Consider the following 22,168-nt stretch of genomic DNA (forward strand, 5'->3'; position numbering starts at 1 on the left):
AATATTTAAAAGTTGTTTCCTCTATGAATTTTATAAAACAGTTATGTTTAACATCTTGGAAAATATTCAAAAAGCTGTCATTAGATTTTTAGAAGACTTTCGGATATGACAACTTTTCTGCTTAATTATTGACTCTTAGGAAGTGAAAATTTTATAACTGTGAAATTTTAAGATAGTAACGGTGATAACATGAAAGCTGTGATCCTTGCGGGTGGTTTTGGGACTAGATTAAGGCCAATTTCTTCAACGAGACCAAAGCCAATGGTTCCCGTCCTTGGAAAGCCAAATCTCCAGTATATTCTTGAGGCCTTGGAGAGAGTTAATGAGATAGACGAGGTCATACTCTCAGTTCACTATATGAGGGGCGAGATAAGAGAGTTCATACAGGAAAAGATGCAGGATTATCCAAAGGACATAAGATTTGTCAATGACCCAATGCCATTAGAGACTGGAGGAGCCCTTAAGAATGTGGAGGATTACGTGAGTGACGACTTCCTAGTTATTTACGGTGACGTGTTTACAAACTTTGATTACTCGGAGCTAATAAAGGCCCATAAAGAAAATGACGGCTTGATCACAGTAGCTCTAACTAAGGTCTACGATCCCGAGAGATTCGGTGTTGTTATAACAGATGAGGAAGGAAAAATAGTAGAATTTGAAGAGAAGCCAAGAAAGCCAAAAACGAACCTTGTAGATGCAGGGATTTATGTAGTAAATAAGGATGTTCTTAAGGAAATTCCAAAGAACAAGGAAGTTTACTTTGAGAGGGAAATCCTTCCAAAATTCGTAAGCCAAGGAGTTGTTTACGGGTATAAGATGCCAAAAGAGTACTACTGGGTAGATCTAGGAACTCCGGAAGATCTGTTCTATGCTCATCAGATTGCTCTTGATGAACTTTCAAGAGAGAACGGATATCTTATATTAGGAGAAAACGTCGAAATACCAGAAGATGTTCAGGTTCAGGGTCCCGTTTACATAGACAACAACGCGAAAATAGGCCACAATGTTAAGATAAAGGCGTACACTTACATTGGGCCAAACACAATAATAGAAGACAAGGCCTACTTAAAGAGGTCAATACTTCTTGGAAACGACATAATAAAGGAGAGAGCTGAGCTCAAGGACACGATTCTGGGAGAAGGCGTTGTTGTAGGGAAGAACGTTATAGTTAAAGAAAATGCAGTAGTTGGAGACTATGCAAAGATATATGACAACTTGGTTATCTACGGGGCAAAGATACTCCCATGGAAGAAGGTTGAAGAATATGAGGCATACATCAGGATAAAGCTGGATCCAACGAAAGTAAGGCCAGAACTAACACCAGACAGATGTCCTCTGGGATTGCCAGAGTGTATCTATAAGAAGTTCAAGGCAATAGCTGGAGAAAAACCACCATGTGACGAATGTATCGAGAACCAGTGGCTCTTCTGATCTTCTTATCTTTCTTAAAATTTAAAAGCTCTTTTTCCTTTTTTGCTCGGGGGTTAAAATGCTGAGGACTCATTATTCTAATGAGATAACTGAGGAACTTAATGGGAAGAAGGTTAAAGTTGCAGGATGGGTTCAGGAAGTTAAAGACTTAGGCGGAATAAAATTCGTGTGGATTAGGGATAGAGAAGGGATAGTTCAGGTAACCGCACCAAAAAAGAAAGTTGATCCTGAGATATTCAAGCTTATCCCAAAGCTAAACAATGAAGACGTAGTAGTTGTTGAAGGTGTAGTTAACTTTACACCAAAGGCAAAGCTTGGGTTTGAGATAATTCCAGAGAAATTTGAGGTCATAAGTAAAGCAGAATCTCCGCTCCCACTTGATCCCACTGGAAAGGTAAAGGCCGAGCTTGATACAAGGCTTGATAACAGATTTATGGATTTAAGGAATCCCAAGGTGATGGCGATATTCAAGATAAGGTCAAATGTTTTTAGGGCAGTGAGGGAGTTCTTCTACAATAAAGGCTTTATCGAAATCCACACCCCAAAGATAATAGCAACAGCAACTGAGGGAGGAACGGAACTTTTCCCAATGAAATATTTTGAGCACGATGCATTCCTTGCTCAAAGTCCTCAGCTTTACAAGCAGATTATGATGGCGACAGGTCTTGACAGAGTCTTCGAGATAGCCCCAATTTTTAGGGCTGAAGAGCACAATACAACTAGACACCTCAACGAGGCTTGGAGCATTGATGCTGAGATGGCTTTTATAGAGAGTGAAGAGGAAGTTATGGACCTTTTAGAGGAGCTTGTTGTTTATGCTATAGATTACGTGAGAGAACATAATGAGAAAGAACTTGAAATTCTTGAATTCGAACTTGAAAAGCCAAAACAACCGTTCCCCAGGATAACGTATGATAAAGCCCTCGAGATATTGGCAGATCTAGGTAAGGATATCCCATGGGGAGAGGACATAGATACTGAAGGGGAGAAGATGCTTGGAAAGTACATGAAGGAAAACGAAGACGTGGATTTGTACTTCATCTATAAATATCCGAGTGAAGCGAAGCCCTTCTATATAATGAAGTATGACGACAAGCCTGAGATATGTAGGGCCTTTGACCTTGAATATAGGGGAATTGAAATAAGTTCAGGAGGGCAGAGAGAGCACAGGCATGATATTTTGGTCGAGCAGATTAGAGAGAAAGGCCTTAATCCTGAGAGCTTTGAGTTCTATCTAAAGGCATTCAGGTACGGAATGCCTCCTCATGGTGGCTTTGGACTTGGTGCGGAGAGGCTAGTAATGAGAATGTTAAATATAGGAAACATAAGGGAAGTTATTCTGTTCCCGAGAGACAGAAGGAGACTTGTGCCATAGCTAATCTTTTCCTTTATGTTCGCACCATTCTTTGTTTTCCCACTTTCCATGCATCTCTCCTGGGATATGGCCAGTGTCAGGAACTGCCTCCTCCAAGTCATACAATGTATCTATAACGCTTCTCATATCCGGTGGAAGATCCCTCTTGCCAACATACAGTGCAGCCCTTGTCACTACATTGTATTTGCTGTTTGGAACCTCACTCCTCAAGCTTTCGAACCATGCCTTCTCTGTTGTTTCCCAACCTTCAAGTCCCTTCATTCTAAAGAGATCATAGTCATAATATAACTGTGGAAATGCGAGAAGTTTCATGTACTCTAAGAATATATAATTGGCCCTCTCCTCGTTCTCCTCCATATAAAGCTCCATTAATTCTATTAGTGCCTTGCTTATTGTTGCAACGTTACCGAACGTTACTCTTGTGTCTATGTTCTCCCAAAATCTTGGACATGAATGGTTGGCGAGGAGCATTAGGTAATATATCCTGCCGAGTTTGAGTGCCAAAGAAGGATCGGCTTCGTGTATTGGTTCCATCACGTAGTCCACGCTAGTATCTAACTCAAAGTATTCATAATGTTCTCTAAAGAATACCCTTGAATAGCGGACAAGGAACTCCTTAATTTTTTCAATGTCCGAGACTCCTTGGGTTCTTAACATATCTATCACACCAAATCTTACAGCTCTATTAAGTTCTCTGAAGAGCTTCATGAACGCAAATTTCCACAGCTGGGAAACTTTTCTCTCTTTGTACCATCTATGGATAACTACATTGTCCTCCCTTCTAATCCCTGTCCATCTCATATCGCTTGTCCTTCCATCCACACTTAAGTCAAAGTAGTCGCTCCAGCTTGAATAGTCTTTAACATTTATTCTAAAGCTCTCGCTACATTCTCCTGGGAGGGATTTATACTCATTAGATACTTTCTTTCTTATGAATTCAGCCACGTTAATTATCTCTATTCCTCTCTTCTTTAACCCGTCAATCCAACCTAAAAATCTATCGAGTTGCTTAGGATTGGCGACTAAGCTTTCTAAGTCGCTGGATAGGAATACAAGGTACTCTATACCTTCCTTTTCCTTGAACACATCAACACAACCCTCGGCTACGGCTCGTGTTAGTCCCTCCACATCGAGAGTATTGAATGCAAATGCATCACTGATATAGTGTATCCTCCCAAACACGAACGCGCTCTTTCCATCACATAAATATTTGTTGCATGAGAACCTTGCCTGGGGGATGTTTACTCCTATAAATTGCCTCTCATCTAACAGAAAGACTACATCTTTGTCAGTTGCAGAGGTTACTATCTTCGCAGTGTCCTTTGTTATAACGTTCTCAGGCAACCAAAAACTCACGATGGGCTTTCTTGCTATAAATGGCAGATAGAAGTCGAATGATACTTTTGAAAGTATTTCCTGTTCGAAGTGACTTAGATGAGGCATTATTGGGTGGAATGGAACTGTTACGGTTGGCTCAACATGAGTTTCTAACGTTTCTACGATTTCTCCGTATATCTTTGGCTTGTACTTAAGAACCATATAAAGTGTGAAGGGTTCAAAGTCAACACTTACCGCACCTTCGTCTAACATTCTAAGGGTCTCATCAACATATTCATAGGCCTTTATCATGGCCCTTGTCCAGTTTCTCCCTTTAACTTCTTCTTCTCTAATCTCCAAGGCTACTGGGCTGAGTCTTTCAGAGTACTTAATCGGATCCCACCCAGAACCATCATGGACATATATTATATCTCCCGGCTGATATGCATGAAAGTGATATGTGAATTTCATGTACATTATCCAATCCCTCCCTTGAGAAACCTAGGCAATTTTAGTCCTTTGAATTCCTTAAGAATTCCAGGAAGATCTTCATTTTTTGGGAAGAGAAGCTGTTTGTTCTCTATCTTTTTACTAACGGGTACAATTTCGATTGGTTTTTTGATTTTTAGATTTTCCTCCCTTTTCATTAATCCTTCATGAATTCTCCTCTCCCTTTCTATTTTCCCGGCTTCCTTGCCCTCTTTGTAGGCCAGTTTTGCAAGTTCATAAACTCCAAGACTTTTTGCTTCGAGGTATATCTCCTTTTTAATTTTGGCGACCCATCCTATCCACTCGACATGCCCATGAAGCCCAATGTAAAATCCGAATAGGTATGCTTTCTTGACGATGTCTTTCTCTTTGAGTATTTCTTCAATATCTTTATTCATTTTCTTCAACCTCGAAGGGGGACTTATTGTACACCACCAACCCCTTATCTGTAAACTTCAAGAGTTTCAAGTTTGGGTCATGTTTAATTCCTCTCATCTTAAATATTTGAATTGCCCTAATCATCTTGCCCTCATGCATAAAGTAGTGGAGCATTATAATCCCGCTAACCAGATAATGTTCCTCGGAATACTTGTCAAGTTCTATCATCTCAGCTATTAGATATGCAGTTACGCCAAGATCTTCGAGTCCTCTAATAAACTTCGCAAGTTCCACCCTCTTTTCGACGGGATCTTGCTGAGGGAAATCAATTGCAGTTAATGGGTCTATCACAAGTCTAGTAATCCTTTCATCTTCCACTATATCTCTAATCCTCGATAGGACACTCCTCCATGTTGGAACTCGAGTTGATTCTCTCCAGAGTATTGGACCTAAATCGAAGAGCATAAGCTTCCAAGTATTAACATAAGCATAGATGGAAGGATCAAACCTCACCATGTCTCTAACTACCTCTTCTGGCTTGTGAATTAATGAGATATATGCTGTCTTTTCTCCTCTTCTTGCTCCTTCAAGTAAAAACTGCATTCCAAATGTTGTTTTCCCACTTCCGGGTGGGCCTATTACTAAGTAAACTCTCCCTGGAATTAATCCTCCTTCAATGAGTTCATCGAGGCCTTTCACGCCCGTTGATATTCTCTCTGGATATATCTGCATATTCTCTCCCCAAAATATGTTATCCTATCCCCAAGATTTATCCTTTTCCATAACAATGGTTCGAAAGAGAATTAAACTCTAAAACATTTTATCCAAATAAGAGGTGGGAAAATGATATTTGATGCACATTCAGACTTGCCAACATATGTATATGAAGAAAGGGAAAAAGGAAGTACAAGAGTTTTGGAGAGAGAATTTAACAGATTTTTTAATGGAATCTCGGCTAGAGTAATGAGTGTGTGGAGTAGACCCGAAAAAAGGCCAATAATTTTAAGATACACCCTGGAGGCCATCAACAGACTATTTAGGGACGTGGAAGAAAGTACAAAGTTTGAAATCGTTGGGACAGTGAATGAAATGGATGATGTAATTAAAAACGGAAAAATTGCATTATGGCTTGGAATCGAGGGAGGAGAGCCTGTAGAAAGCCTTGATATCCTCGAAATACTCCACTCCCTTGGACTTAGAGTATTGACTCTAACATGGAGCCTCAGGAATCAAATAGGGGATGGCGTGTTTGAAAGGACAAGCGGAGGGTTAACGAACTTCGGAGTTGAGGTTGTCGGGAAGGCTGAGGAGCTCGGAATTATACTCGATTTGAGCCATATAAATGAAGCTGGATTCTGGGATACTCTTGATGTCACAGCTTTTCCGGTTATAGCCTCACACTCCAACGCAAAGGCCCTATGCGACAATCCGAGAAACCTAACAGATGACCAGATAAAGGCTATAGCGGAGAGGGATGGTGTTATAGGAGCAGTTGCCATTCCTGCCTTCGTTGACAAGGAGCAACCAACACTCGAAAAATATGTTAGCCATATTGAGTATATGGTGGATCTAGTCGGCTATAAACATGTTGGAATAGGCTTTGATTTCGTCTATTACTTACCTGGATGGAAAGGAAAGAGTGTAATAGGATTAGAAGATGAGTCCAAAATTCCTGAGCTTATTAGGGCACTAAGGGAGAAATTTAGTGAAAAGGAAGTTAAGGCAATAGCCTTTGAAAACTTTAGACGAGTATTCGAAAGGGTGGTTGGGTGAGGTTAAAACTTAGAGCGCTTAAAAATGGGGTTATGAAACCATGGGCACGTATTATCTAACCTTTAGAGAGGCTAGGGAAATACTTAAGGGTAAGAACAAAATAAATGTGGATCTAGGGAAAACAAGCGAGAAGATAAATGTCGAAGTTAGAGATGGCTATGTATTTTTTCCTGATGGTACAAGACTTGACATTGAGTTAGTGAAGAAGATTAGCGAAGATGAAAGCACTGTATACTTCATTGAGAATGGAACCTTGTACAAGGCAGCGATTGCTGGAAGCCACTTCTATAAGCTGGTTCCAACGGTCCCTCCTACCATAGAAATTAATGGCATCAGGATGCACAGGACAAAGGATGTAAACCCTTGGGAAGATACGGTAATTAAAGTAAACACAATAAATCCAAGGCCGGGGGAATATGTGCTTGACAGTTGTATGGGGCTGGGGTATACAGCGATAGAGGCTGCAAGGAGAGGGGCTAAGGTTATTACAATTGAAAAGGACAAGAACGTCATAGAGCTTGCAAAAATAAATCCTTGGAGCAGAGACCTCTTTGAGAATCCAAACATAAAGATAATCCAAGGCGACTCATATGAGGTAATAAAAGAGTTTGAAAACGAAATGTTCGATGCAGTAATCCACGACCCACCAAGGTTTTCCCTTGCGGGTGAGCTTTATAGTGAAGAATTCTATAGGGAACTATTTAGAGTATTAAAGCCGGGAGGTAGGTTGTTTCATTACGTTGGAAATCCCGGGAAGAGATACAGGAGAAAAGATATTCAAAGGGGAGTTATGGAGAGGTTGAGAAAAGTTGGATTCATTGGGGTTAGGAGGATTGAGGAGGCCTTAGGTGTGGTAGCGAGAAAACCTAGGAGGATTTGAAATGCTGGAAGTCAAGTCTACAATAATTTTAATTGGTACAGTTTCAATAGTTACTGGGGGATACTTTCTTTATGCTTCTCTTAAGGAGAAGAGAAAGGATGCACTTTATGCAAGTTTAGGTTGGTTTATGCTTGGAGCCTACTACCTCATAAGATACCATGGAATCCACAAAAGCGTTGCAGAAATGTTCCTCTACTTCTACGCCCTCGGAATGGCTTTTTATACAGTTGAGATAATAGAGGACTACGCCCCCACGGCCTTGAGGCATGTTAAATGTTACCTCCTGGTTCCACTAAGCCACATACTGTATAGAACAATAACAATGATCCTCCATATGAGGAGAGTTCCAGTTGGCGGTATCGCTGGAGACTCGGGCTTTATGCTCATAATTTCGGCCTATATATTCTGGAAGGGCCTTGGAAAAGAAGCAATGTTAAATAGTGTTGCAATGCTGATTCTTGGAATTGACTTAACGCTGTACAAGTTTATTGGTGATTCTCTCATAGACCTGGTTTTGATCCTATTAGGAGCCTTAATACTCTCGGTTTCAACGATAAGGAGATATAAAACACTCATCAAAGAAGTCAAGAAAGGAGAGATACCAGATATTAATCCAGGAATGAAGATAGTTCCAGATGCATACTTTGAAGTTCTTCTTGAATCTCTAGAAGACAAGCCGCTGTTGCTCTTCACTAGGGATCTCAGCAAGAAATCAGAGAACTGGACAGTATTCTACGTCACAAATACCCAGATGGAGAACGGCATTAGGCCCACTGAACTTGAAAAAATGACACATTTAGCTGTCAGGTATATGAGGGAAGCTAGAATGTCGGGTGGCCGAGGTGTTGTTGCTATTGATTGCTTGGAGTTCCTAAAGCTCTACAATGACTTTAGATCTATAATGAAGTTCCTTCATGCTCTTAGGGATTATGCAATAGCCGAGAACGGAACGGTTATAGTAGCCTACACACCTGAAGCATGGGAAGAGAAAGAAAAGGCAATGTTGATGAACCTGGCAACATAAGGATCTACTTACCTTTACCCTGGTTGGCCCTGATGCTTGGCCTAACTTTTTCAGCACCCTTACCCTTGTTTCTAAGCCCTCTTCCCTTCTTACCTGCTGATGTAAGTCCTCTAAATACCCTACCCTTGTGGTGCTTAAGTGCTATCCAGGCTATCTTAGGATCGCTCTTTATAACTGGGTGGTGGGGATCTACGAGGATCACTTCAAACCACTTATACATACCGTCTTCTCCAACCCAATAGGAGTTTAGAACTTCAAGGTTTGGAAACTTCCTTGCGGCCTTCTCCTCGGCTATCCATTGGAGGCTCTTCTTTGGAGAGTACTTAACCATACCCATCTTACTTGGCTTCCTTCCGCCCTTCCACCTGGGCCTCTTCCTTCCTCCCCTTCTTACCCTTACTCTCACTATTACATAACCCTGCTTTGCCTGGTAGCCCAAAGCTCTTGCCCTGTCAAGCCTCGTTGGTCTCTCGATTCTAACAACAACGGGTTCTCTTCTCCACTTTATCATCCTCTGCTTGAGTAATTGACCCACATAGCTCTTTTTTGGGCTCTTCCAAGCTTCCCTAATGTATTTGTACATCCCCATCCCTTTTCCCTCCTGTTTGTGGTTCTCCCAACTCGGGAACATCCCGCGGGTTTACCCCGCCAAGTTCGGGCGATGTTGGATGGAGAATTTTTAAGGGTTTTGGTGCTTTAGGCATCCACATAATCTTTGTTCAGGTCTTATTTATAACTATCTTTACAACTTTGAATTACATACAAAACGAGTTCTAATCTACTGACAATAGTAGTCAACTAATTATACCATAAGACTATTATATACGTGGCTATGCTTGGAAGTATTTGGTGATTTTAATGAAAAGGTTAATGGGAGTAATAATATTAGTTTTGTTAGTTGGATCAACACTTAGTGTAATATCCGCCAACACATTTGTGGTTGCACAGGCTACAGAGGATCCATATAATATGTTCTGGGAAATTTTAAGTAAGGAGGCAGAGCTGGTAGTTGAGGCAAATAGAACTGGTAACATCACAATAATAAAGGAACTAATTAGAAATTCCCAACTTGGAGCGGAGAATGCAGCAAATCTCTCAGCTTTAATATGGATTTCAATAGAAGAGCTTAAGAAAACGGGAGTTAAGCTATATTACACTGAGGCTGAACTAAAAGAAATGGCAAATGAGATAAAAGAAAATGGACTACCAGAAGAAACAAAAAGCGTACTAAGGGAGCAGGGGTGGAACGAGGAGGAGATTAAGTCTTTGGAAGATTATATAGTCAGGCATTCTGATGATATAAAAGGAGATTTCAACATGACTGAATTTCTTGAAGATTTAAGTCTCGCCTTTGTGGAAGTAGGATATAAGTATAATAAATATGAAGCTTGGGCTCTTAAGAGGGCAAGATGGACAAATTCCTTGACACCTCCAAGTCTTTCCGGGGACACCAAGATGATAAATCCTCTATTTTATGATATATGGCTTCAGCTTTATAGAGAGTACAACTCTCAGAACTTTGATAATGCCGAAACACTTATCAAAAAACTAAAACGAGCAACATACCTCCTATTATTTGAAAAAAGGGTAGAGACACCTTCTGGAGAATATGTGCTTATATCACCAACATATAAGCTGATATCCCTTAACTGGACGAAAGATGAGGGCGTTGTGTTTACAGTAATAAAAATTGGATCAGGAGTCGGTATTAGGGAGACCTATTATTGGCCAAATGCGTTAAAAGCTTATGAATTGATGGGAAATGTGTATACTCTAGTAAAATCGATAAATTTGGGAAATACTAATCCAACTCTTAGAAGAATGCTAAATCAAAAAATGGCAGAACTTGGAGATGCCCTGAATGTATATGTAATTTACAGGGAAATAATTAAAAGACCCATCTACTATATCTCTATCTCTTCTCCTATCAGAAATAATATCGGTTCCGTACCTCTTGATAGAAGAGCTCAAAGAACATCTAGTGAACCAGACGAAATAGAGAAAGTTGCATCTGGCGAGTATTCTATTGGCAAACTAGTGATAAAGGATGTCCAAGTTTTAACAAAGAAAATTGATAACGGCAGAATAAGCTACAATGTCAAGATAGTACTGGTGGCAGAAAGCAATATTGTCAAGAATATAAGAGTTGAGATTAAAGATAGCAGTGGAGACAAAGATGAAAAATATATCGATATAATATATCCCCAGGATGGAGAAACTTCAATAGTAAGCAAGGAATTTACCCTGAATATTCCAGATAACTCTAAGAAAATTAGAATCTCAGGTAATGTCATGGTGACCTATACGCCCGGGTGTGGTAATCTTCCAACCTCTATAAAAGACCTAGCCGCGTGTCAAGATAGGACAACGACACGGGAATATTCAGAGATTATAGATATCTCGAGAGATCCAGAGATAGAGTATGACAAAGTTAAATTTGAGGTAGTTCCCTCTCCAAGCACAGTTGAAGAAGGAAAAACAGTTCTATTCAAAATTAAAGTAAAGAATGACAACTCTCAAGGATTTACAGCAAGGTATTCATTAAACATTAGACTCCCAGAAGGAGAAAAATCCTGCTCTGGAGAAATATTTATTCCAGGAAATGGAGAATTCGAAAAAGGAACTTGCAAAATTAATTATTCAAAACCTGGAACCTACGGATATCTTGGGGAGCTTTCTTATAAGAATTACATATGGGATTACAAAGGATATATAACCGTAATTAGAGAGAGTCCTAAAGGTACAATAAGGATAAATAGTATTCTATGGGAGCCCGAGGTTCCAAAAGTGAATAGACAAGTTAATTTCAAGGTCGAGGTCAAGAATGAATACGACACCAGCAAAACTCTGCTCGTAAAACTTTTCATCGATGGAAAAGAGATTGATAGTGCTCAAAAGGTTGTCAGTGGCAACTCTGCAGAGGAATTCTCTCTCACCTGGGTACCGTCAACTTCTGGGGAGCATGATGTTTTGGTAAAGGTCTATGAGGTCATTGGCAACCAGAAGCTCCAGAGGGCTGAGAGGCGGGATACCGTGGCAGTAGTTTCAGGGAGGGAAGGATTTTTACCTAAGCTTGAGGCATTTCCTCAAGAGCTTGAGGGTGGTGGTGAGGTCACCTTCCTAGTTGAGGTCTGGAATTATAACAGTGATAGGATTAATCTTAAGGGCTTTTGTGAGCGATGAAGATGGGGCAATAGTCAAGGATATTGATTGGACTGGGATTCCAGCGAACGCTCAGGATTATACGGTAACAGCATTACCCTAACAGTATATGGCGTGGGTAACCACACTTTCAAGCTATTCCTCGACAACTATGATGGGGAACCTAACGGGAAAGGGGAAGAACACTGGAGCGAGGTGAGGGTTGAGGTGAAACCAATGAACGGGACAGAACTCAAGCAAATTAGCTTTGAGTGCAGTGACTTGTACTTTGACTTTAGGGATTATGCTTACAGAGCAACTCTATCATGCAGGGTCTATCTTTATAACCCTGCCAGTATAAAGGCTAAGGTCAAGGATATTGCTGTCTTGGAGTACTCTCTTGGGGAGTTGGAGGATGTGCCGGCAGGTAGCTTGGGTACGGGTAAGTGGAGCATTAACCCGAGTTCATTCACTTTATCCCCACAAGAAACCAAAATCATTACCTTCAACCTACCCCTAGAGATTAGTTCGCAAATTCCAATTAGCGGAGCAGACGCTACAGAAGTCGTCCTACAGTACGGGAGGTACGTATCTGTGGAGTTCAACTATACCCTCGGTTACGCCTACGATGAAGACACATGGATACACTTCTCAGGGAGCGTATACGGCAATGTTCTGGTGAAAATGGACACAAAAACCATTGCAGCGGATTACATGCTTACAGTGGCAATGGCTTACCTGTCAGCTTGGACCCTGATAAAAGCCCCAGGTAAGGTAAAGATTGGAAAAGTTGAGTTTAATCCAGCAGGAATTTTAATTGGAGTAATCTTATACAAAGTTAAGGAGTACATATTAGAACTCACTTGAGGTGATTAATCATGAGGGCTGGGAAGGGTTTACATCCCATGCTTGCCTTTTCCTTTATTCTTGTTGGAATTTACATTGGATGGGACATAATGAATCGCTTAAACTGGACTATGGGGTTCATTGTCACAGGGGTAACATTATTCTCGCTTTTGGTGTTAATAACCAGAGGTGCCCAGAGAAGAGACGTGTTGTCACTGTCTATTGTCGCTTTTATCATGCCAACTTTTCCTGTTTTGGTGAATGGAGGCCTTATGGGATTTATTGCCAGCCTGCTGATAACTGCAGGAACGGTCGTTGTGTTTATATGGGTTAGAGAAGTTGCCTATGATAACAAAAAAGTATGGACTATTTTTAAGACCATTTTCTTATTGGCCGCAGGGTTCTTCCTACTTCAGGGCAGTCCTCAGTCTGTGATTCAGTCCCTAGTTGTGGGTATTTTTACAACTGGAATTATACTCATAATTGTCATCATATTGAGAAAAACTTAAATCTTTGGAGGGCTGTACATCGGAAATCATACGATTCATTTGGAATGCGTTCATAAAACCTGCAATATTAGAACACACATGAGGGGGTTCCTATGGCCTTGTGTTCGAAATATTGGTATTCACACATACTCCTTTTTGCATTTATTGTTGTAGAATCTTGGAAATACGATATTAAGAGTGGAATTACCTCTCTTGTTGGAATAGTTTTTGGCTTAATCATTGTATTGGCCGTGGATCTATTGGTGAGAAAGCTTGGCAGGCACGTTTATAAGGGCATTTATTACAGGTTGGGAGCTGATATTATGTATGAGTTCTTGCTTGGAAAGAGGGGAAAAGTAAAGCAATTTTTCTCTATTTTTTATCTTAATTCAACTCCCCTCTTTATGCTCAATGCATATTCTTCAAATACCCAATTTTGGCTTTTTATTGTCCCCATAAGTGCAATAACAACTATAATTGTTTACTGTGCATTCCAAGAGAAGAACACTGGAGCGAGGTGGGGGTGGAAGTGAAGCCGATGGATGGGACGGGGTTGAAACAGGTGGGCTTTGAGTGCGATGACGTTTACTTTGACTTTAAGAATGGGGAATATATCGCTCCAATAACATGCAAAGCCATCTTGTATAATCCCTACTCAGAAGATGCTTCAATTACGAAAATCACTATGAATGCTCGGGTAGATTCCCAGGATTTGGAAAGAGCTTTATCAGTACCATGGAGTGCCTCGGCACCTGAGGCAATCCCTGCAGGTGGATATGGCACTGTAATCTTTTCAACGACTGCAAAAGTTTACGGTACCCTCGATGGGATAAATCTCATAAAAGATCTGTGGGGACTTTCAACTACGATTATCATACTCTACGATGTACATTGGGAAGGGACAAGTGAAGAAATATCATCGTTCGAGGGTTCTGACATCGTGACAATCCATGCAGATTGGAATGATGTGGTCCTTGACTACGGAGGAGATGCCCTGATTGCAATAGCTCTTGCATATTATGCACCAGAAGCTGTTATAGTCTCTGCAACTGGTTGGAAAGGCGCTGCAAAAAAGGCTGGAGTATCTATTCTTGCGGCTTTCTTGTTGAATGAAGCCAAAAACTGGATTATAACAAACTGGTCGTGAGGTGATATCATGGAGAAATACGTAAGATTTCTTTACCTTTTTCCACTTTTACTGGCAGTTGGAGCAACTGGTCATGTAGTTTCATTTGATGATACTATTCTAATACTCCTTTACAACTTATTTCTAGCTCTGGTTATGACAGGAGGATTTAAATTGAGGATTTCTCGTCAAAAACCAGTTACAAAACAGGACATACTCACAGTTTCTTTCGCTGGAATTTTGATTCTCAACTTGGGTAAATTTGGACTCTCTCTATTTGGAATGTTGTTATCGATGATGTGGGCTTTAGCATCGGCTCTAATTGTGTATGTCATATTCTTGAAAGTGTCAAAAACACCTCGATAGCATTTGTGGGGTGATATTATGGATGAAGCCCGCGTTCACAATATCCTGACGTTTTATCTTCCAATTTTAATTTTTGGTAGTTTTGTGTATGGATTTCTAAATGGGAATTCTCAGATGTTGATTTATGCTATAGGGTATTTAGTGACTTATTTCGCAATTAGACTTGAAATTCACCACCAGGAGCATAAATGGGGTGCACATAGAGATACAAGATTTGTCAAGGCTCTTGTGATTTCAAATTTAGTTGTGGTTGGTTTTCTATTACCCACAATTCTTGCTCATTCTACAAAGGCAAATTTTAACAGAAATCTCGTGATGTTTTTCATTGCCGGAGCTTTCATATATGCAACAACTTGGAGAATTATTGATAAACTATCCGAAGATAGAGTGGGCATTTTCCTGTTAGTGCTCTCACTCTTAGTCCTCATAAAGACAAAAAGCCTTTTAGAACCCCTACTGTTTGCACTCCTCAGTCTGTGGGCATGTTTGATACTAAAACATAGCTTGGCGGCATATGCCACCAAGGGCCTTTAGGGCACTTGTGAGGTGGTCTGGCAATGAAAATGAGGACAAATATTCTGGGTCTCCTTTTAATTTTCTTCTCTTTGGGATATCAGGCTCTTGAGTTTAGCCCATGGAGCGCTTTAAAAACAATCATTGGAGCACTGTTAGGAATAGCGTTTGTAGGTCTTATCCTCAAGATGGGGAAGAAATTAAATCCAAGCAATTGCTCCCACTGGATAGTCTTACGTGTAATGGGATACCCGACCCTCTCAGGAGCCAAAGGAATATTCCAGCAAATGTTTGATCTGTTTGTTATATACTTTTCCTTTAGTGGGTTACCCAACTTCTCCTTAGTCGCTGATTCCTTTGAATTTTTCCTGACGCTTTTTCCACTAACTATTGGCCTGATAGGGATTACGCGCCAGTGGGCAGAGAAAAATGCCAGAAATTATGAGTTAAAACCGGAAAAGGAGAAGAACACTGGAGCGAGGTGAGGGTGGAGGTGAGGCCCACGAGCAGTATAATTGCGAGTATGGAGTGCAAGCCTAGTGTCGTTGCTCTCGATGGTTCAACAACTTGTACGGTTCATCTTGAGCTGAGGCAACCAGATACGGTCACTTTGAGTCTACAGGAAGTTGACTTTGGGGGTAAGAAGGTGTGGCCTGACGGGCCGAGCAGCGTCACGGTTAATAAGCAAACTGTAACCCTAAGCCCAACAAACATGAGGGAGGACCTAACCGTGACGATAACGATAAACAAGGAGCTAGCGAATTATTACTTTGGAAAGCCCTTCTATAGAACCTACATTGACGAGTTTGCGGACCATTCATACCTAATTGAAGCAAAGTTTAGTGAGATAAGTTATCCAGTCTCTGATGTGATTACGGTGGTGTACAAAGACACGAGAAGTGGGTCAGAGAAGGCAATAGATTATGGTTCAACTGCTGGGGAAATAGCATCTGTGGCATTACTAGTTGTTAAGGGCAGTAATCCCGTGGGCTGGGGCGTGTTCATTTTAACAAGTCTCCCAAAGGCTGGAAAAGCTGTTTCGAAAATCCAGTGGATATTTGAATGGGGGGTGAGTAGATTTCCCGAAGAAAACGACAACAACGCCGTAGTTGGGGGATGAGGCATGGAGATTACCATGGTTATTTCTATTCTTTTATGGGCCATTATAGCTTTACTTGCTGTAATATCTTCCACGAGAAGAGCAACACTCACGTTTGGGGCCATTGCACTGTCTCTTTATCTTGCGGTAAAAACAAACTCCACAAATGCTCTTTGGCCTATTAGTGCATCGTTCCTGTTATGGCTTATGACTGCCATACTGGGCATCAGGAGAAACTTAATAGGTATAATCAAAAAAGACGTCGAGAACAGCGGTGCTCTAGTTTCCCTTCCCTACTTACCTTTATTCGGGATAACGCTCTTTTCATATCCAGTATATGGTGCCATAGGGCTTTTGTTTTGGTTTATCCTTTGGTACTGTTTCAAGAGCATGTGTAGAAACTTAACAGCTTACTGCATCGTGCCCCTTTACTTGCCAACACTCTTGCTTTTGATAGTTTATCAAACGCCTTTCGCATTAACTTATGGGATTGTTACACTATGGCTCCAAAAAGAAATTGAAAAACTTCAAAAAGCAGTTTAGAAAATTTGGATTACACTAACATGTTGGAGGGTGAACTCATGAGACCAAGTGTCAGTACTTCCCTTCCACTTCTTTTCCCCATGCTCCTCATGGTTTCTACATTTCCGATGATAATTAATTCAGGGGGGGAAGATGGGATAGCTGCTGGGGCATTGTTTGCCTCGGCGAGCATGCCGGCAATGATCCTCAGCTACCACTTTGCAAAAAAGTTCGGGGACGATCTAATGTTTGTGCGTGGGGTGTTTCCTATTTTGGGGTTCTACCCGTTTGCATACGCTATAAGAAGTCCCTTTTCGTTGGCTTTGGCTTTTTTAATGCTGTCCATTATTGCACTATCAGCAAGGGAGTTTAAAATACAAAACAGCAAAACCAGCTCTCTCATTTTCGTGTTTTCACTCCTAACTTGTCTTGGATTGCCAACAAATGCCCTGTTAATGGTTGGTCTGGCGTTGCTCTTACCAACATACTATTTCCTGAGGGAAAGAGTGGAACTCCAGTATTTGCTGTCGTACATGATCCTGTGGGGGTTAATAAACTGGCATGAGGGGGCAGATTCGACTCTAATAGGTATGGAAATTATTTTTGGTGCGGGCATATTCCTGTTAATGCACTCTGTAGGAAAAATAATGACAACACACAGTGGTGGGAATGTTGAACCTTTTAGGCCTTGCTGATTCAGAGGAGAACCAGACAAACCAAATTCCAAGGGAGAAGAACACTGGAGCGAGGTGAGGGTGGATGTGAAGCCTCCAAGCATTCAGACTGCATTCATGGAGTGCAGTGATCTAGCACTCTCAGCTAAGAGAGGAGACCTAGTGTTAGACATGTCCTGCGAAGTTTACTTTACTAATCCGACTGATATTGAATGGCACATTACTGACGTGATAACCGAAGCACGTATACTTATATACCCAAGAGATTACACCAGAGTTCACTGATGTCCTACTCACCCCCACAGTTCCTGTGAAGAAAACAGGGAAACTACTAATAAAATTCCATGATACTCTTTGATACTCTTTCAACCAGCGGATTCCTCGGAAAAGGCATTGAGATAACAGATTTGGCAGGAGTTTCAATTCCAGTACAAGTTGATTTCACACTTGAAGTTGATAGTAATACCTAAGTCATTGATTCTCAGGGAAACACATGGAGCTTAAAATACACAGCCTTCGGAAATGCAAAAATTAGAATAGATGTAGATAATGTGAAAAAAGATCTAATTGGGACTAACTGGTGCAGTTGCAGGTGCTATAGTGGGAGCAAAAATTGGGGCCGCTTTGGGTTCAGTAGTTCCAGGAGCCGGAACAATCTCAGGGGCAGTAGTTGGTGGGATCGTTGGTTTTATTGGTGGGTGGTTATTATATGACAAACTTGGCTAGCCATAAGGTGATTGGGAATGGAGAATTATAAAAAATACCTAGCGGGAGGCATACTTGGTATCCTTTTGTCTTTTGCATTAGCGACATACTTAGAACCGCTTAAAGGGCTCTATGTACTCTCAACAAACTCATTGATACTTTTTGTCTGGATGGTTTTAACTGCGCATGGAAGAGGAAAACACCAAGAAGCACTCAGGGTTCAGGCATTTCTCGTTTTCGGATTTTTATCAAGCTTTCTTGTAACACTATTATTGATTGGCACGGTTTATAATCAGTGGGGCTCAGTAGTTGATCTTCTTACAATTTTTGCGGCATTTTCCCTCTTTATCCTAATACTAATTATATTCGAGGGAATAGCAATTCACAAAGGAAAAGAACTTATATATCCCTCAGAGAGCATGAATGTTTTCTGGAGTTTCCAATGGCTTTCCAACCTAAGTCTCGTTCTAAAATCTGATGCTCCACTGAAAACGTTCTTATTAGTTCTTCCAGCTATAATTGGTGGCTACTTAATTTTCAAAGGTCTTGTAAGGGCGAAATTGAGTAATAGAAGACCTGAGTAATGCCAGATGGCAGTTCCAGTGGGTAAGTAGTTACCCACCCACAGTCTTTGATTTTATAGTGGCTGGGCCAGAACGCACCTTTAGACTCCTTTACTTATTGAAAACAAAAATAACTCATAACTCTTTCTAATCACATATCATTGAGAATCCTACACCTTGTCAACGCTTTTATGATTTGGAAGAGGCAGAGTCAAAAACCTTAAATACCCCAACCCAAAATCTTAGCCGATGCCGATGAGGGGGGATCGAGTTCTCCTCCTATGAGGGGATTGTTATCTACGGCATTATGCTTATTTGTCTCTATGACTCTTCTGAAAAATTTCTGGGGGTGTTGAAATGGCAGGATTAAATTTTAAGGCTATTGAGGAAAAGTGGCAGAAAAAGTGGCTTGAGGAGAAAGTTTTTGAACCAGACATAAGGGACAAACCGAAGGAGAAAAAGTTCTTTATAACTGTGGCGTTTCCCTACCTCTCAGGGCATTTGCACGTTGGCCATGCTAGAACTTACACAATACCAGATGTAATTGCTAGATTTAAGAGAATGCAGGGTTACAACGTTTTGTTTCCCATGGGGTGGCACATTACTGGCTCTCCCATAGTGGGTATTGCAGAGAGGATTAAGAATAGAGACCCTAAAACGATCTGGATATACAAGGAAGTCTATAAGGTTCCAGAGGATATTCTGTGGACGTTCGAGGATCCAGTAAATATCGTTAAATATTTCATGAAAGCTGCAAAGGAGACATTCATAAGGGCCGGATTTTCAGTAGACTGGAGCAGAGAGTTCCACACAACGAGTCTCTTCCCACCATTTAGTAAATTCATAGAATGGCAGTTCTACAAGTTGAAGGAAAAGGGATACATTGTTAAAGGGGCCCACAGGGTTAGGTGGGATCCTGTAGTTGGGACTCCCCTGGGAGATCACGATCTAATGGAGGGAGAGGATGTTCCAATTCTTGAGTACGTTATAATCAAGTTCGAGCTTAGGGAGAATGGAGAGGTAGTCTATCTCCCAGCTGCGACCTTGAGACCAGAAACGGTATATGGCGTTACTAATATGTGGATAAACCCAGAGGCGACTTATGTTAAGGCTAGGGTCAAGAGAGGAGGAAGGGAAGAGGTGTGGATAGTTAGTAAGGAAGCTGCGTACAAGCTATCATTCCAGGATAGGGAAATTGAGGTAATTGATGAGTTTAAAGGTGAAAGGCTAATAGGGAAATACGTTAGAAATCCTGTTACTGGAGATGAGGTAATAATACTACCAGCGGAGTTTGTTGACCCAGACAACGCTACTGGAGTCGTCATGAGCGTTCCAGCACATGCTCCGTTTGATCATGTTGCCTTAGAGGATCTGAAGAGAGAGACTGAGATTCTGCTCAAGTATGACATAGACCCCAGGGTGGTTGAGAACATTACATACATCTCTTTAATAAAGCTTGAGGGTTATGGGGACTTTCCTGCCGTTGAAGAGGTCGAAAAACTTGGAATAAAAAGCCAGAAGGATAAAGAAAAGCTTGAGCAGGCAACAAAGACCATATATAAGGCAGAATATCATAAGGGAGTGTTTAAAGTTCCCCCGTATGAAGGCAGGCCCGTTCAAGAGGTTAAGGAACTCGTTGCTAAGGACATGATCGAAAAGGGAATAGCAGAGATAATGTACGAGTTTGCTGACAAAAATGTTATCTCGAGATTTGGAAACAGGGCCGTAATTAAGATAATTCATGACCAGTGGTTCATTGATTATGGCAATCCAGAATGGAAGGAAAAGGCCAGAGAGGCCCTTAAGAGAATGAAGATCCTGCCAGAGACTAGAAGGGCCCAATTCGAGGCGGTTATAGATTGGCTGGACAAGAAGGCTTGTGCTAGAAAGGTTGGTCTCGGAACTCCTCTACCTTGGGATCCGGAGTGGGTGATCGAGAGTTTGAGCGATTCAACTATATACATGGCATACTATACAATAAGCAGGCATATAAACAAGCTAAGGGAAGAAGGGAAGCTTGATCCTGAGAAGCTAACTCCAGAGTTCTTTGACTACATATTCCTAGAGGAATTTAGCGATGAAAGGGAAAGAGAATTGGCTGAAAAAACGGGTATTCCTTCAGAGATCATCCATGAGATGAAAGAGGAGTTTGAGTACTGGTATCCACTGGACTGGCGTTGTTCAGCTAAGGATTTAATACCGAACCACTTAACATTCTTTATATTCAACCACGTGGCGATATTCCCGGAGAAGCACTGGCCCAAAGGAATAGCCGTCAATGGGTTTGGAACACTGGAAGGGCAGAAGATGAGCAAAAGCAAAGGGAATGTGCTAAACTTCATAGATGCAATTGAAGAGAACGGGGCTGATGTAGTTAGGCTGTACATAATGAGTCTCGCCGAGCATGATAGCGATTTTGACTGGAGAAGGAAAGAGGTAGGAAGGCTGAGGAAGCAAGTGGAGAGGTTTTATGAACTTGTGAGTCAGTTTGCTGAATACGAAGTCAAGGAAGGTGTAGAGCTCAAAACGATAGACAGATGGATGTTGCACAGGCTCAATAAGGCAATTAAGAACACTACGGATGCTTTAGAAGAATTTAAGACAAGAACTGCAGTACAATGGGCTTTTTATAGTGTAATGAACGACCTAAGGTGGTATATGAGAAGAACTGAGGGTAGAGACGACGAGGCAAAGAGGTACGTCCTCAGGAAGCTCGCTGATGTGTGGGTTAGACTAATGGCCCCATTCATGCCTCACATCTGTGAAGAACTGTGGGAGAAGCTTGGAGGAAAGGGCTTTGTGAGCTTGGCGAAGTGGCCTGAACCGGAGCCAGAGTGGTGGAATGAGGAGGTTGAAATTGAGGAGGAGTATCTGAAATCCCTAATAGAGGATATAAAGGAGATAATAGAAGTTGCGAAGATAGAGAATCCAAAGAGGGCCTACATATACACTGCCCCAGAATGGAAGTGGAAGGTTTGGGAGATAGTCGCTGAAAAGAGAGATTTCAAGAAGGCTATGAGCGAACTGATGAAGGAGGAGGAGATAAGGAGGCATGGAAAGGAAGTTGCAAAGATAGTGCAAAAGATAATTAAGGACAGGATGTTCGAGGTTAGGAAGATCGATGAAGAAAAAGTTCTGAGAGAAAGCAAAGATTTCATTGAAAAGGAGCTTGGGCTTGAAATAGTGATAAATCCAGAAGAGGACAAGGGTGGAAAGAAGAGGCAGGCAATGCCACTTAAGCCTGCAATTTATGTTGAATAGCTCTCTCCTCTCTACAATTTTTGATTTTCTCTTTGATAATATATTCCATTGATTCTGGGTAGTGATGCTCTATTAGATTCTTCAATGTTCTTGTGAGATTGGTGTAAAACAAATCTGCACTTTCGGCGAATAGCCTGTTCTAAACCTTTGGTTTCCAAATTTCGGGTTTAAAAATGCTTTTTTATCCCAATGAACAA

At 41.2% G+C, this 22,168-nt stretch carries 25 protein-coding genes; 21 read left to right on the plus strand and 4 right to left on the minus strand.

Going from position 1 to position 22,168, the window contains the following annotated elements; genetic code table 11:
- Nucleotides 1–189: 189 nt before the first annotated feature.
- The gene (locus PY04_RS04535) at nt 190–1,431 is read left to right on the plus strand and encodes a sugar phosphate nucleotidyltransferase (RefSeq protein ID WP_014733987.1); all 1,242 of its coding nucleotides are present in this window, start codon (nt 190–192) and stop codon (nt 1,429–1,431) included.
- Nucleotides 1,432–1,489: 58 nt separating this feature from the next.
- On the plus strand, nt 1,490–2,806 hold the full coding sequence (gene aspS, locus PY04_RS04540) for an aspartate--tRNA(Asn) ligase (protein ID WP_014733988.1): 1,317 nt from the start codon (nt 1,490–1,492) through the stop codon (nt 2,804–2,806).
- On the opposite strand, the gene PY04_RS04545 is transcribed toward aspS, so the two are convergent.
- From PY04_RS04545 to PY04_RS04555, 3 genes are read right to left on the minus strand one after another with little or no spacing between them, the layout of a single operon-like run.
- On the minus strand, nt 2,807–4,600 hold the full coding sequence (locus PY04_RS04545) for a glycoside hydrolase (protein WP_014733989.1): 1,794 nt from the start codon (nt 4,598–4,600) through the stop codon (nt 2,807–2,809).
- On the minus strand, nt 4,600–5,010 hold the full coding sequence (locus PY04_RS04550; protein WP_014733990.1) for a hypothetical protein: 411 nt from the start codon (nt 5,008–5,010) through the stop codon (nt 4,600–4,602). Before PY04_RS04550 ends, PY04_RS04545 begins: the two co-directional genes overlap by 1 nt.
- A complete protein-coding gene (locus tag PY04_RS04555) occupies nt 5,003–5,722 on the minus strand; it encodes an RAD55 family ATPase (protein ID WP_014733991.1) in 720 nt (239 codons plus the stop codon). The genes PY04_RS04550 and PY04_RS04555 overlap by 8 nt, the downstream gene beginning before the upstream one ends.
- A 111-nt stretch (nt 5,723–5,833) precedes the next feature.
- Here PY04_RS04555 and PY04_RS04560 point away from each other — a divergent pair, with 111 nt between their 5' ends.
- Genes PY04_RS04560 through PY04_RS04570 form a run of 3 tightly spaced genes read left to right on the plus strand, consistent with a single transcriptional unit; the run spans nt 5,834 to nt 8,667 of the window.
- Nucleotides 5,834–6,763, plus strand: coding sequence for a dipeptidase (locus PY04_RS04560; protein WP_014733992.1), 930 nt, complete (start codon nt 5,834–5,836; stop codon nt 6,761–6,763).
- 40 nt (nt 6,764–6,803) lie between these two features.
- Entirely contained in the window at nt 6,804–7,643 is an 840-nt protein-coding gene (locus PY04_RS04565; protein WP_014733993.1) for a methyltransferase domain-containing protein, read from the plus strand.
- A gap of 1 nt (nt 7,644) precedes the next feature.
- Nucleotides 7,645–8,667 (plus strand): DUF835 domain-containing protein, encoded by a 1,023-nt coding sequence (locus PY04_RS04570; RefSeq protein ID WP_014733994.1) that lies wholly within the window; start codon nt 7,645–7,647, stop codon nt 8,665–8,667.
- A gap of 4 nt (nt 8,668–8,671) precedes the next feature.
- Here the strand turns inward: PY04_RS04570 and PY04_RS04575 are convergent, their stop codons facing one another.
- Nucleotides 8,672–9,256 carry a 50S ribosomal protein L15e gene (locus tag PY04_RS04575; protein ID WP_014733995.1) on the minus strand — a complete coding sequence of 195 codons (585 nt, stop codon included), beginning with the start codon at nt 9,254–9,256 and terminating at the stop codon, nt 8,672–8,674.
- Between the two features lie 269 nt (nt 9,257–9,525).
- Here PY04_RS04575 and PY04_RS04580 point away from each other — a divergent pair, with 269 nt between their 5' ends.
- The 16 genes from PY04_RS04580 (at nt 9,526) to leuS (ending at nt 21,971) form a co-directional block, all read left to right on the plus strand.
- A complete protein-coding gene (locus tag PY04_RS04580) occupies nt 9,526–11,850 on the plus strand; it encodes a CARDB domain-containing protein (protein WP_014733996.1) in 2,325 nt (774 codons plus the stop codon).
- A gap of 195 nt (nt 11,851–12,045) precedes the next feature.
- Nucleotides 12,046–12,675 (plus strand): hypothetical protein, encoded by a 630-nt coding sequence (locus PY04_RS04585; RefSeq protein ID WP_148266008.1) that lies wholly within the window; start codon nt 12,046–12,048, stop codon nt 12,673–12,675.
- An 11-nt stretch (nt 12,676–12,686) separates the two neighbouring features.
- A complete protein-coding gene (locus PY04_RS04590; RefSeq protein WP_048055993.1) occupies nt 12,687–13,163 on the plus strand; it encodes a hypothetical protein in 477 nt (158 codons plus the stop codon).
- A 92-nt stretch (nt 13,164–13,255) separates the two neighbouring features.
- Nucleotides 13,256–13,675 (plus strand): hypothetical protein, encoded by a 420-nt coding sequence (locus PY04_RS04595; RefSeq protein ID WP_048055994.1) that lies wholly within the window; start codon nt 13,256–13,258, stop codon nt 13,673–13,675.
- Nucleotides 13,666–14,289, plus strand: coding sequence for a hypothetical protein (locus tag PY04_RS04600; RefSeq protein ID WP_148266009.1), 624 nt, complete (start codon nt 13,666–13,668; stop codon nt 14,287–14,289). Before PY04_RS04595 ends, PY04_RS04600 begins: the two co-directional genes overlap by 10 nt.
- 9 nt (nt 14,290–14,298) lie before the next feature.
- Complete coding sequence (locus PY04_RS04605) at nt 14,299–14,634, plus strand: hypothetical protein (RefSeq protein ID WP_048055996.1); 336 nt, start codon at nt 14,299–14,301, stop codon at nt 14,632–14,634.
- Between the two features lie 18 nt (nt 14,635–14,652).
- The gene (locus tag PY04_RS04610; RefSeq protein ID WP_014733997.1) at nt 14,653–15,168 is read left to right on the plus strand and encodes a hypothetical protein; all 516 of its coding nucleotides are present in this window, start codon (nt 14,653–14,655) and stop codon (nt 15,166–15,168) included.
- A 23-nt stretch (nt 15,169–15,191) separates the two neighbouring features.
- On the plus strand, nt 15,192–15,632 hold the full coding sequence (locus tag PY04_RS04615; protein ID WP_048055997.1) for a hypothetical protein: 441 nt from the start codon (nt 15,192–15,194) through the stop codon (nt 15,630–15,632).
- 2 nt (nt 15,633–15,634) lie between these two features.
- Nucleotides 15,635–16,267, plus strand: a complete 633-nt coding sequence (locus tag PY04_RS04620; protein ID WP_048055998.1) for a hypothetical protein — start codon at nt 15,635–15,637, stop codon at nt 16,265–16,267.
- A 3-nt stretch (nt 16,268–16,270) separates the two neighbouring features.
- Nucleotides 16,271–16,789, plus strand: coding sequence for a hypothetical protein (locus tag PY04_RS04625; protein WP_014733998.1), 519 nt, complete (start codon nt 16,271–16,273; stop codon nt 16,787–16,789).
- Nucleotides 16,790–16,827: 38 nt separating this feature from the next.
- Complete coding sequence (locus PY04_RS04630; RefSeq protein ID WP_014733999.1) at nt 16,828–17,463, plus strand: hypothetical protein; 636 nt, start codon at nt 16,828–16,830, stop codon at nt 17,461–17,463.
- Nucleotides 17,464–17,559: 96 nt separating this feature from the next.
- Complete coding sequence (locus tag PY04_RS09655; protein ID WP_167884981.1) at nt 17,560–17,727, plus strand: hypothetical protein; 168 nt, start codon at nt 17,560–17,562, stop codon at nt 17,725–17,727.
- Between the two features lie 59 nt (nt 17,728–17,786).
- Nucleotides 17,787–17,912 (plus strand): hypothetical protein, encoded by a 126-nt coding sequence (locus tag PY04_RS09760; RefSeq protein WP_256359059.1) that lies wholly within the window; start codon nt 17,787–17,789, stop codon nt 17,910–17,912.
- Nucleotides 17,913–18,009: 97 nt separating this feature from the next.
- Nucleotides 18,010–18,168, plus strand: a complete 159-nt coding sequence (locus PY04_RS09660; RefSeq protein ID WP_167884982.1) for a hypothetical protein — start codon at nt 18,010–18,012, stop codon at nt 18,166–18,168.
- Nucleotides 18,169–18,185: 17 nt separating this feature from the next.
- The gene (locus PY04_RS04640) at nt 18,186–18,731 is read left to right on the plus strand and encodes a hypothetical protein (protein WP_014734000.1); all 546 of its coding nucleotides are present in this window, start codon (nt 18,186–18,188) and stop codon (nt 18,729–18,731) included.
- 336 nt (nt 18,732–19,067) lie between these two features.
- Nucleotides 19,068–21,971, plus strand: a complete 2,904-nt coding sequence (gene leuS / locus PY04_RS04645) for a leucine--tRNA ligase (protein WP_014734001.1) — start codon at nt 19,068–19,070, stop codon at nt 21,969–21,971.
- Nucleotides 21,972–22,168 lie beyond the last annotated feature (197 nt).

The organism is Pyrococcus sp. ST04 (assembly GCF_000263735.1).
Taxonomy (GTDB): domain Archaea; phylum Methanobacteriota_B; class Thermococci; order Thermococcales; family Thermococcaceae; genus Pyrococcus.

What these genes read in the sequence shown, in the direction of transcription:
- PY04_RS04570 (WP_014733994.1), top strand. Translation starts at nt 7,645, where the DNA reads ATGCTGGAAGTCAAGTCTACAATAATTTTAATTGGTACAGTTTCAATA.
- PY04_RS04640 (WP_014734000.1), top strand. Translation starts at nt 18,186, where the DNA reads ATGGAGAATTATAAAAAATACCTAGCGGGAGGCATACTTGGTATCCTT.
- PY04_RS04580 (WP_014733996.1), top strand. Translation starts at nt 9,526, where the DNA reads ATGAAAAGGTTAATGGGAGTAATAATATTAGTTTTGTTAGTTGGATCA.
- PY04_RS04595 (WP_048055994.1), top strand. Translation starts at nt 13,256, where the DNA reads ATGGCCTTGTGTTCGAAATATTGGTATTCACACATACTCCTTTTTGCA.
- PY04_RS04535 (WP_014733987.1), top strand. Translation starts at nt 190, where the DNA reads ATGAAAGCTGTGATCCTTGCGGGTGGTTTTGGGACTAGATTAAGGCCA.
- PY04_RS09760 (WP_256359059.1), top strand. Translation starts at nt 17,787, where the DNA reads ATGATACTCTTTGATACTCTTTCAACCAGCGGATTCCTCGGAAAAGGC.
- PY04_RS04575 (WP_014733995.1), bottom strand. Translation starts at nt 9,256, where the DNA reads ATGGGGATGTACAAATACATTAGGGAAGCTTGGAAGAGCCCAAAAAAG.
- aspS (WP_014733988.1), top strand. Translation starts at nt 1,490, where the DNA reads ATGCTGAGGACTCATTATTCTAATGAGATAACTGAGGAACTTAATGGG.
- PY04_RS04550 (WP_014733990.1), bottom strand. Translation starts at nt 5,010, where the DNA reads ATGAATAAAGATATTGAAGAAATACTCAAAGAGAAAGACATCGTCAAG.
- PY04_RS04605 (WP_048055996.1), top strand. Translation starts at nt 14,299, where the DNA reads ATGGAGAAATACGTAAGATTTCTTTACCTTTTTCCACTTTTACTGGCA.
- PY04_RS09655 (WP_167884981.1), top strand. Translation starts at nt 17,560, where the DNA reads ATGGAGTGCAGTGATCTAGCACTCTCAGCTAAGAGAGGAGACCTAGTG.
- PY04_RS04630 (WP_014733999.1), top strand. Translation starts at nt 16,828, where the DNA reads ATGAGACCAAGTGTCAGTACTTCCCTTCCACTTCTTTTCCCCATGCTC.
- PY04_RS04585 (WP_148266008.1), top strand. Translation starts at nt 12,046, where the DNA reads ATGAACGGGACAGAACTCAAGCAAATTAGCTTTGAGTGCAGTGACTTG.
- PY04_RS04565 (WP_014733993.1), top strand. Translation starts at nt 6,804, where the DNA reads ATGGGCACGTATTATCTAACCTTTAGAGAGGCTAGGGAAATACTTAAG.
- PY04_RS04555 (WP_014733991.1), bottom strand. Translation starts at nt 5,722, where the DNA reads ATGCAGATATATCCAGAGAGAATATCAACGGGCGTGAAAGGCCTCGAT.
- leuS (WP_014734001.1), top strand. Translation starts at nt 19,068, where the DNA reads ATGGCAGGATTAAATTTTAAGGCTATTGAGGAAAAGTGGCAGAAAAAG.
- PY04_RS04625 (WP_014733998.1), top strand. Translation starts at nt 16,271, where the DNA reads ATGGAGATTACCATGGTTATTTCTATTCTTTTATGGGCCATTATAGCT.
- PY04_RS04590 (WP_048055993.1), top strand. Translation starts at nt 12,687, where the DNA reads ATGAGGGCTGGGAAGGGTTTACATCCCATGCTTGCCTTTTCCTTTATT.
- PY04_RS04610 (WP_014733997.1), top strand. Translation starts at nt 14,653, where the DNA reads ATGGATGAAGCCCGCGTTCACAATATCCTGACGTTTTATCTTCCAATT.
- PY04_RS04560 (WP_014733992.1), top strand. Translation starts at nt 5,834, where the DNA reads ATGATATTTGATGCACATTCAGACTTGCCAACATATGTATATGAAGAA.
- PY04_RS04545 (WP_014733989.1), bottom strand. Translation starts at nt 4,600, where the DNA reads ATGTACATGAAATTCACATATCACTTTCATGCATATCAGCCGGGAGAT.
- PY04_RS04615 (WP_048055997.1), top strand. Translation starts at nt 15,192, where the DNA reads ATGAAAATGAGGACAAATATTCTGGGTCTCCTTTTAATTTTCTTCTCT.